The sequence below is a fragment of the Amycolatopsis rhizosphaerae genome, from assembly GCF_007713715.1.
GTDB classification, from domain to species: domain Bacteria; phylum Actinomycetota; class Actinomycetes; order Mycobacteriales; family Pseudonocardiaceae; genus Amycolatopsis_E; species Amycolatopsis_E rhizosphaerae.
This window is the reverse complement of sequence record NZ_VJWX01000289.1, coordinates 1-9,080: the sequence shown is the minus strand read 5'-3', so window position 1 is coordinate 9,080 and position 9,080 is coordinate 1. Positions and strand designations below refer to the sequence as shown.

Sequence of the window (9,080 nt, the reverse complement as noted above, 5' to 3'; positions counted from 1 at the left end):
GTGATGACCCGCCGGATCGTCGCATTGGCGGCGATCTCCCTCGCCAGTTGCGCGGGGATCGGCCCGTGTCCGGCCAGTTCGGCGGGCTCGTTGCGCAGCCCGGTCCAGGTCAGGAAATCCAGATACACAAAGACTTCCGCCCGCGGCGGCTCCACCTCGCAGGCCACGCCCAGACACAGATCGGAGAACACATCCGCCCGCAGTTCGTCCAGGGTGCGTTCCTCGCCGTTGCTGCGCAGGCGTCGGGCGACGCGATCGACTCGGGTGTAGATGGTGGCGGCGATCTCGGCCGGGAGATAGGCGTACAGGGTGGCCATGCCGTCATCTTCGTGGCACAGCTGAACCTTGCGGGACCGCTTACGCTCCTCACATCGCCGCGCGTGCCCGTCGGGGTCGACGCGGGCGACGGTCCTGTTCACCAGCCTCCGCACTGACGTCGCATCCCGGGCAGCGATCTTCCCAGCGACCTGGGCATCGACTTCCCGCGCCTGCTCGTCGGTCAGGACCGCGGTCTGGTCGGCCACCTTCGACGCCCGATACGGATCCAGCGCACCCCGCCTCATCGCCTCAAACGTCGCAGGCAACCGCTGCGCCAGATCTCGGGCCAGGGACACCTGACCCTCCGCCTGACGCGCACCGTAATGCAATTCCAGGGCGACCTCCTTCGCCACCGAATCAGCATCCCCCAACGCCGCCATCACGGCCAATTTCACCGCCTGATAAGCATTGGAACACGCCTCGGCCCCGGCCAGCAGCGAGATCTTGTCATCCCGGTCGAGGTGCGCGATGCGGTCGTACAGTTCCGGATCGGGCCCGGAAAACCCCCAGTTTTCGGTCACCCCACAATTTTACCGGCGACAAACCGGCAACGGTGTCACACAATCAGGGAAGAGTTTGTTGTCCTGTGGCGGGGGTCGTTCGTGGTGTCGCCGGATTCGATGCCCTTGCGTGCGATGCGGATTCCGATGCCGCCTTGTCGGCGTGCAGTTTTCCGGGCCTGCGGCGGCGCGGGCCACGCCGGGAGCGGATCGCCGGAATGGCGTTGACCAAGGGGCTGAGCGCCCGGGAGTCATGGGTGTTTGATGCGGAAACGGCGAGGGAGATCGGCAACGCGCCCCGCTCGGATAACACGTGGATCTTCGATCCGGGTTTCCCGCGATCGACGGGGTTCGGGCCGGTCGGCGATTCCCCTCTTGGGTCCCGCGCGCTTGCTCCGTCGAGGATCGCGCGGGACCAATCGATCGAACCCGTCGTCAACAGGAGGATCAGCACCAGGGCTCGCACGGTAACCCGTGCGCCGGACCCGCCCCCAGCCACCGTCCACTGAGGACAGCGGGGTTGCCCGCTCCCGCGGTTCCGGGAGCGGGCAGCCGGGGTGCTCAGTGGAAGTTGAACGTCGCGTCCGCCGTCGCCGAGCCCGGACACAGGAAGCTGCCGCCGGACTTGGAAATGGTGACGCCGGAGGCGGAGTAGTTCCGCGTCGTGCCCTGGCGCTGTGCGGTCAGGCCGTTCGCCGAGTACTGGCAGGATATGCCGAGGGTCTGCACGGTGACGCTGATGAGGTCGGCGGTCGCGGTGCCCGCCGTGTCGTTGAAGCTGATCGTCGGGTTGTTGTTCAGCGACACGGTGACGCTGCCGGAGCAGCTGAGGTTGCCGCCCGGCGGGTTGACGGTGGTCCGGTCCAGGGTCAGCGTGCTCGGCGGGTTGGCGCTGATGCTGGCGTTGGTCCAGCTGCAGGTGCTGCCCGAGGCCGTGATCGAGCCGTCGAGTTTCTGGTCGGCGGCGGAGGCGATGCCGGTGGCCATGCCGGAAACGAGAATGGCGCCGGTGAGCACGCCGGTGATCTTCAAGGGGAGCCGTGTCACTGTAGACCTCCGTTGGTTTCAGTGTTACCGGCAAGTGAACTGCCGGGGGCCCGTTAAGAAAATCATTCACGTTTATCAACTTCAACCCGCCATTGGTTGGACGGCGGAGGTGAGGTGATCGTCGCGCAGAGCTAGCAGGTGACTGGACAAGTGTCCAGGCTCGGGTCTTGATCGCGAACTTCGGGTGGGAAGGGAGTTTTTCCTTCTGTCGTTGGGTTTCCGCGATCTCCATGCTGGTGATGATCCAGATCCGGCCTTCCTGCGATTACCTCACACGTGGGTCCTGAGTGGACCGAGAGCGCTTTCACGTCGGCCTGACACCGTCACGATCTTGGTCGGGAACCACCGGCGGGACCGGAGGGACCGTCGGGTGCGGTTGTTTCCCGGAAAATGCCGGTATTCCCGGCCGGGCGGGCATACCGGGCCCGGTCACCGGTTGGGACCAGTCGCCACCCCCACTTGGCCGAGCCCGCGTTACTGCCCGCGCACGCCCGGCCCGGTTCCTCACTGCCGGGAAGCGGCCTCCCGGGCGCGAAGCACCGCCACAGCGCGGGTGCACCAGGCGCGGGTCTCCCGCTCGAACTGCCGCCCCCGCAGACAGGTCAGATAGGGGCCGATGCGTTCGCCCGCGCGCAGGAACGTCTCCTCGTCGCGGTCACCGCGCATCCGGCGCAGCAGCTTGCCGAACACGATGATCTTGGCCTCCGCGACGCGGGCCCGCTCCCGAAGCTGCTCGATCACGGCACCGGCGGTGACCGCGTCCACGGCCTGGACCTTGACCAGCAGATCGTCCCGGATGAACGACGGTTTCGCCGGGGCGAGCGCGAACCGCTCCAGTTCCGCCAGTCCCGCCCCGGTCACCGTGAACAACCGTTTGGCGGGGCGGCCTTCCTGGACGACCCGGCGGCCGGCGACCAGGCCCTCCTTCTCGAGTTTGGACAGCTCGAGGTAGAGCTGCTGGGGCAGGGCGTGCCAGAAGTTCGCCACCCCCGCGTCGAACGCCTTCGCCAACTGGTATCCGCTGTACTCGCCATCCAGCAGTGCGGCGAGCAAGGCATGTCGTAGAGCCATCGCCTCAGCCTTCTCCGCCCGCCTTCCCCGTTCGAGGCCGGCCGCTTATAGTCAATTTTAAGAGTAGTCACATCGTTGAGTGAGGACGAGCCATGGCGAGCACCGTCGAGCGTTTCCGCGCGGCTGTCGAGCAGCGCGACCGGGCCGCGCTGGAGGGCCTGTTCGCCCCCGGCGTGCGGTTCTTCAGCCCGGTGAAGTTCACGCCGTTCGAGGGCCTGCCGACCGTCCTCGGCGTCTTCGGCGTGCTGCTCACGCGCGTGTTCGACGAGTTCCGCTACGTCGGCGAGATGGCCGGGACCGTCGAACTCGACAACGGCGAGCCCGCCACCTCGCACCTGCTGGTGTTCCGTGCCGTGGTCGGGGGCAAGCAGGTGCACGGCATCGACCTGATCCAGTTGGACGAGGCGGGCCTGATCGGGGAATTCACCGTCATGGTCCGCCCCCAGCGTGCGCTGACCGCGCTCAGCGACGCGGTACTGGCCGGTCTCGTCGCCGAAGGGCTGGTGCCGCCCGCCGGGTGACCTCGGGCGCCGGTCAGGCCCGGGTGTCCTGCCCGAAACCCGGGCCCGGCCGGCCGGGGTACGGGATTTGCCAGACGAGCACCGTCCCGCCGCCGGGCCGCGGGGTGATCGTGCAGGTTCCGCCCAGCCGCTTCGCCCGCGCGGTCATGTCGGCCAGCCCGCTGCCGTGGGCGCCCTCGGGAATGCCGGTCCCGTCGTCTTCGACGCGGGCGAGGAGGTGATCGGGCCGCAGGTCGACGGTGACGGCCACCTGCCGCGCCCCCGCATGCCGGGCCACATTGGACACCGCTTCCCGCAGCACGGCCAGCAGGTGGTCGGCGGTCTCCTCGTCCAGCGCCGAGTCGAGGTGGGTGTCGAGCCGCGTGGTGGTGCCGAAGCCGACCGACTCGGCCGCGGTGTCGACCAGTTCCTGGATCCGCAGCCGGAGGGACCGGCGCTGGGGCTCCGGCGGCTGGATCGTCATCACCGCCGCCTGTGCCTGCCGGATGGTGTCGTCGAGTTCCTTCACGATGTGGCGCACGCGGCGCGCGACGGCTTCCCGCTGAATGATCTTCAGGACGGCGGTGAGTTCCATGCCGAGGCCGAAGAGCCGGTTGATCACGTCGGCGGCGAGGTCCGTGGCGATGCGTTCCCGCTCCTCCACCAAAAGCAACTGCTCCGCCTCGGCGCGGCGCCTGCCCAGTTCCAGTGCGATGGAGGCCTGCGCGGCGAACGGTTCGAGGACGTGGACCGCGGTGCTGTCGATGGTCTCGTGGCCGGGGTGCCTCACCACCGCCAGCACGCCGAGGATCTGCCCGGCATGACCGAGTGGGACGGCCAGTGCCGCCCCCACCGAGACCTCCGGCGGCAGCCCCAGCCGTCGCGCGATCTCCGTGGAGTCGGCGCTCATCACGGACCGCCCCGTGCGGAAGACCCGCACCGACAGGCTGCCCGGATCGTCCGTGAGCGACAGGCGCAGATCCCCGAAGACCTCGGCGTAGGCCCCGGACACGGTGGCGGTGACGAGGCTGCCCCCCGCCGCGTCGGGCACCAGCACGACGGCGCTGTCGGCCCCGACGATCTCGCGTGCCCGGGTGGCGATCAGGTGCAGGACCTCGCCCGCGGGCAGATCGGCGAGCAGCGCGGTCCGGATGTCCGCGGCGGCCGACAGCCGCTCGTTGGCCTGGGCGAGTTCGCGGTTGCGGGCGTAGATCTCGGCCTGCGCCGCCGCGAGTTCGGCCCGGTCCGGGACGGCGGTCCTGCCCAGCTCGGCGAGAAAGCCCGTGACCTCCTCGACCCGGTGCAGGATCAACCGCACCGAACCGTCCTCGCCGAGCACGGGGGCGTTGAGCGGGCTCCAGTAGCGGTGCTCGATCACCCCGGGCCGGTCCGCCACCTCGACGCTGTAGCGCACCAGCGCCATGGTGTGCCGTTGCCCGGTCGCCACCACCCGCTCCAGCGACGCGCGCAGGGCGCGGGCGCCTTGCGGGTCCTCGGGGTTGTCGGGGAAGGCCTCGAACACCTCCCGGCCGATCAGCTCTTCCCGCGACCGGCCCGCCACCTTCAGGTAGGCGTCGTTGACGGCGAGGAACACGAAGCCGGGGGACAGGACCGCGGTGGGCGAGGGGCTCGCCAGGAACACCGCCTCGTAGTCGATTCGCGGCTCCATGACCCGATCGTGCCCCAGCACGCCGGTTCCCGCCGGGTCGGTCGTGCCTGACACCGTCGTGCTTGACACCGTGCGGGAAAGGCCGCAGGCTGTGCGCTCGTGAACCTGTCAGACAGGCAGACAGCCGCACCGCTCATCCGGCGGGTGGGCGCCGGGGAAGCGGTCCTGGCCCACCTGCGCGGCGCCATCGAGCGAGGGGACTACGCCGTCGGCGCCCGGCTCCCGTCCGAAGCCGACCTGGGGCGGGAGTTCGACGTCAGCCGCTCGGTCGTGCGCGAGGCCCTGCGCGCCCTGCAGGCACTCGGGCTGACCGTGTCCCGTTCCGGCAAGGGCACCTTCGTCGTCGCCTCCGAGCCGTCCGGCAGCCTCCGGTTCGGCTCCTACTCGGCGCGTGACCTCGTCGAGGTCCGACGGCACGTCGAGGTGCCCGCGGCGGGCTATGCCGCGCGGCGGCGCGGCCCCGGCGACGTGGATGTGCTGACCGGCCTGCTGCAGCGGATGGAGCGGGAAACCGACAACGGGGCGTGGGTCGCGCTGGACTCGCTGTTCCACATCGCCGTCGCCACCGCCTCCGGCAACCCCGTGTTCGGCAAGGTCATCGAGGAGATCCGGGACGCGCTCGCCCGCCAGTCCGGCTTCCTCAACGAACTCGGTGGCCGCAGGAAGTCCTCCGACGCCGAGCACCGGCGCATCGCGGACGCGATCATCGCCGGTTCGCCGGAGGCGGCCACCCGGGCCATGACCGACCACCTCGACCGGGTGGCGCACACCCTGGGCGAGCTCGTCGGCGAGGCGAAGGTCACCGGATGACGCCCGCGCACGTTCCCCTCGTCCACCTGATGCGCGACGGGCTCATCGAAGGGGTCCACCACGGCTCGGTGGTCGTGCTCGGGCCCGACGGGTCCGTCCGGTTCGCCGCCGGCGACGTCACCACGCCGCTCTACCCGCGTTCGGCGGCGAAGCCGATCCAGGCGCTGGCCATGACACGCCTGGGGCTTTCCCTGCCGCCCGAGTTGCTCGCGCTGGCCGCCGCGAGCCATTCCGGCGAGGCGTTCCACCTCGCCGCCGCACGGCGGATCCTGTCCGCGTGCGGGCTGTCGGAGGAAGACCTGAGGAACCCGGCGGCGCATCCCCACGACCAGGAGGAACGGGATGCCTGGCTCCGCCGCGGCAGCCCGGCCCGCAGGCTCGCGCACAACTGTTCCGGCAAGCACGCCGCGATGCTGTGTACCACCGTCCTCAGAGGATGGTCCACAAGCGACTATCGCGAACCGGATCACCCACTGCAGCAGGCGATCGCGGCCACCGTGGAGGAACTGACCGGGGAGCCCGTCGCGCACACCGCGGTCGACGGCTGTGGCACCCCGCTGTTCGCCGTGACCCTGCGAGGACTGGCCACCGCGGTGGGCCGCGTTGCCCGGACACCGGTGGGCGAGGCCATGCGGGCGCATCCGGAGATGGTGGGTGGCTCCCGGCGGGACGTGACCCGCCTGATGCGCGCGGTGCCGGGCCTGCTGGTCAAGGACGGCTTCGAGGCGGTCGGAGTGGCCGCGCTGCCCGACGGCACCGCGATCGCCCTCAAGATCGCCGACGGGACCGACCGCGCGCGGTTGCCCGTCACGCTGGCGGCGCTGCGGTGGGCCGGAGTGGCGGAGGACCTGCTCGCCCCGTTCGACACCCCGGCCCTGGTGGTGACGGGCGGACTCACGCCACAACCGGCCATGACCGGCCCCTGACCCGGCGTCCCATACCGCGCGGGGGTCGCCCTCAGGTGTGGGCGACGACCCGGGCGAGCCGCGCCAGGGTCTCGTCGAGCTGCCTGTCGACCTCCTCGGCGGCCTGCCCGCCGTGGTTCGCCGGGTGGTCGCCGTGGAAGGACAGGTGCAGGGTGGCATGGCTCCTGCCCTGCTCCGCGGAGGCGATCTGAAGCCAGCCGCTGTACTCGTCACTGCCGCGCAGGCCCCACTCCAGGCGCAGCTGCTCGGGGCTTTCCCCGAGCACGCCCGGTTCGGGGTGGTGGTTGACCTCGGCGGTCACCGCGGGCGGCCGCGTGGGACGCACCGTGATGTTGCCCGGCAGCCACTGGTCGAACAGCTCCGCGTCCGACGCGGCCGAATACACCTCTTCGGCCGGGGCGGGCATCGCCCGTTCTCGCTCGAATTCGGCCATGCCGGAGGAGTACCCGGCGTCCGCCGGTCCATGCGGTTCCGATCGGGCGATCTCCCTCGCCCCGACCTCGCGTGCCCCGGGCCCCTCGCGGCGGAGCCGGGCAGGCGGAGGGCGTGCGGGGTATACAGGGGAGGCCGGACGAGGAGTTGGGCGCTGGTGGCTCTCGCTGTCTGTCTGCTGTTCGACGGCCGGTCCGAGCGCGCGCTGCGGAACCTGTGGGACCGGCTGGAGGGCCGGGGTGTGCCCACGCTGCGGTCCCATACGCACGGACTGCACCATCCGCACCTGTCCTACGTGGTCCTGCGGGACTGGGCACTGGAGCCGGTGCGCGCGGCGATGGAGGGTGTGCCCGGCCATGACCCGTTCGAGATCACCTTCGACGCTCTCGGCGCGTTCCCGCGGGGACGCGCGTGTCTCATCCCCGCCGTGCGCGCCGACCTGGTGCCCCGGCAGGAACTGGTGGTGGAGACGGTGCGCGCCACCGGGGCCGGAGTGCACAAGCACTACGAGATCGGGCGGTGGCTGCCGCATTCGTCGCTCGCGCCCCGGGTGCGGGCCGGGCAGCTGCCGGTGCTCGCCGAAACGATCTATTCGGTCCTGCCGCTCACGGTGCGGGTGAACCGGGCCGCCCTCATCGACAGTTCCACCGGGCGGCTGTGGCCGCTGCCCACGTTGCCGTGAGTGTCAGGATCCCGTCAAAACATCGGGCGGGGCCGCACAGGGCGTGGCAAGAAACGGCCGCGACGGGCGTCCCGGCGCGTGCACTGGAGGCATGCGCAGGACAACCACGCCGGTCCCGGGCGGATTCGGCTTCCCGCTGGGGTTCGCGGTGACGATGCTGGTCGCGCTGGCCGCGATCGCGGCCGGTGCGGTGGAACGTCCGTGGGTGGTGCTCGCGCTGCTCGCGGTGGCGCTCGCCGCCGTGGCCGCGCTGACCACCCCCGCGGCCGCGCTGGGTACCGCCGTGTTCGCCTGGTGCCTGCACGACGGGTTCGTGCTCGGCCGCGCCGGGGACCTGGTGTTCACCCCGGCTTCGGGCCGGGCGGCACTGGTCCTGGCCGGGGTCGCGATCGTCGTGCCGGTCGTCGCGGCCGCCGCCAGGGCGGCCCGCCGGGGCCTGACGGCGCGGGCGAGCGTGCCGTCACCGCGCTCCGCGGCGGACGAGCGGACGGCACGGCCCTCCATCCCCACCTGAGCGACGCTGAGCGCTTCGGCCGCCTCGCCGGTCCGGTGCGCACTCGCCGTGCCCGGACACCTTCGCTGCCGTGCCGCCCCCACGCGGCCGCCATCGAACCTCCCGGGCACGGGAGACACCCGGGACACACCGTAGGGGCGGATGATGGCATTTCGATGAAATCCGCGGGTCCGGCCGTCTCCCGCCAGGGGCGGAGAACGGTCCGGACCGGGGGAGGATGGCGTGCGGGAGCGCCTTTCCTTACGGTGAAGCCGTGGTGGAGAGGGTCGTGGACTGGATCCGGGTCCGGCTGGGTGCCAGCCTCGCGCGCGCCGGGATAACGCTTCCCTGGTGGCTCGCCGTCTGCACCAACTGGATCAGCCTGGCGCTGGCGGGAACCGCGATCGCCCAGCGGCACGCGCTGCTGCCGCCGGTCCTGCTCGCGGCTTCCGGGGTGCTCGCCGCCTTCTCGATGCTGCTGTGGCTGTTCACCGCCAGGATCGCGCCGCCGTGGCTCAGGTCGGTGACGGTGATCGCGGCGGTGGCGATCCTGTTGCCGCGCCCGGTGGAGCCGGACTTCGCCTCGGTGCTGCTGGTGGTGCTGGCCGCCGAAGAGGCGGCGATCTCCGGGC

General features: G+C 71.1%; 10 protein-coding genes and 2 pseudogenes. 6 read left to right on the top strand and 6 right to left on the bottom strand.

Features of this window, described 5'->3' with window-relative positions; all coding sequences use genetic code 11:
* From FNH05_RS24550 to FNH05_RS24535, 4 genes and pseudogenes are all read right to left on the bottom strand, one after another.
* The coding region (locus FNH05_RS24550) for a DUF222 domain-containing protein (RefSeq protein WP_144591073.1) at positions 1-839 on the bottom strand (839 nt) is incomplete at its 3' end.
* 92 nt (positions 840-931) lie between these two features.
* Positions 932-1,335 (bottom strand): annotated as a pseudogene (locus tag FNH05_RS24545) (IS5/IS1182 family transposase); the annotation flags it as partial.
* A gap of 44 nt (positions 1,336-1,379) precedes the next feature.
* Positions 1,380-1,865, bottom strand: coding sequence for a hypothetical protein (locus FNH05_RS24540; protein ID WP_144591071.1), 486 nt, complete (start codon positions 1,863-1,865; stop codon positions 1,380-1,382).
* Between the two features lie 504 nt (positions 1,866-2,369).
* Positions 2,370-2,936, bottom strand: coding sequence for a PadR family transcriptional regulator (locus FNH05_RS24535; protein WP_144591070.1), 567 nt, complete (start codon positions 2,934-2,936; stop codon positions 2,370-2,372).
* A 92-nt stretch (positions 2,937-3,028) separates the two neighbouring features.
* Here FNH05_RS24535 and FNH05_RS24530 point away from each other — a divergent pair, with 92 nt between their 5' ends.
* Positions 3,029-3,457: a nuclear transport factor 2-like protein gene (locus FNH05_RS24530; RefSeq protein ID WP_144591069.1), complete on the top strand. Its 429-nt coding sequence runs from the start codon at positions 3,029-3,031 to the stop codon at positions 3,455-3,457.
* A gap of 13 nt (positions 3,458-3,470) precedes the next feature.
* Here FNH05_RS24530 and FNH05_RS24525 read toward each other — a convergent pair whose 3' ends face one another.
* Positions 3,471-5,105 carry a GAF domain-containing protein gene (locus FNH05_RS24525; protein WP_144591068.1) on the bottom strand — a complete coding sequence of 545 codons (1,635 nt, stop codon included), beginning with the start codon at positions 5,103-5,105 and terminating at the stop codon, positions 3,471-3,473.
* A 99-nt stretch (positions 5,106-5,204) separates the two neighbouring features.
* Between FNH05_RS24525 and FNH05_RS24520 the strand changes: the two genes are divergently transcribed.
* Positions 5,205-5,915 (top strand): FadR/GntR family transcriptional regulator, encoded by a 711-nt coding sequence (locus FNH05_RS24520; RefSeq protein ID WP_144591067.1) that lies wholly within the window; start codon positions 5,205-5,207, stop codon positions 5,913-5,915.
* Complete coding sequence (locus tag FNH05_RS24515) at positions 5,912-6,841, top strand: asparaginase (protein WP_144591066.1); 930 nt, start codon at positions 5,912-5,914, stop codon at positions 6,839-6,841. Before FNH05_RS24520 ends, FNH05_RS24515 begins: the two co-directional genes overlap by 4 nt.
* 31 nt (positions 6,842-6,872) lie before the next feature.
* Here the strand turns inward: FNH05_RS24515 and FNH05_RS24510 are convergent, their stop codons facing one another.
* Positions 6,873-7,274 carry an SRPBCC family protein gene (locus tag FNH05_RS24510; RefSeq protein ID WP_144591065.1) on the bottom strand — a complete coding sequence of 134 codons (402 nt, stop codon included), beginning with the start codon at positions 7,272-7,274 and terminating at the stop codon, positions 6,873-6,875.
* A 156-nt stretch (positions 7,275-7,430) separates the two neighbouring features.
* Here FNH05_RS24510 and FNH05_RS24505 point away from each other — a divergent pair, with 156 nt between their 5' ends.
* From FNH05_RS24505 to FNH05_RS24495, 3 genes and pseudogenes are all read left to right on the top strand, one after another.
* Positions 7,431-7,955 (top strand): 2'-5' RNA ligase family protein, encoded by a 525-nt coding sequence (locus FNH05_RS24505; RefSeq protein ID WP_144591064.1) that lies wholly within the window; start codon positions 7,431-7,433, stop codon positions 7,953-7,955.
* Between the two features lie 91 nt (positions 7,956-8,046).
* Positions 8,047-8,469: a hypothetical protein gene (locus FNH05_RS24500; RefSeq protein WP_144591063.1), complete on the top strand. Its 423-nt coding sequence runs from the start codon at positions 8,047-8,049 to the stop codon at positions 8,467-8,469.
* 253 nt (positions 8,470-8,722) lie between these two features.
* A pseudogene (locus FNH05_RS24495) lies at positions 8,723-9,080 on the top strand (histidine kinase); the annotation flags it as partial.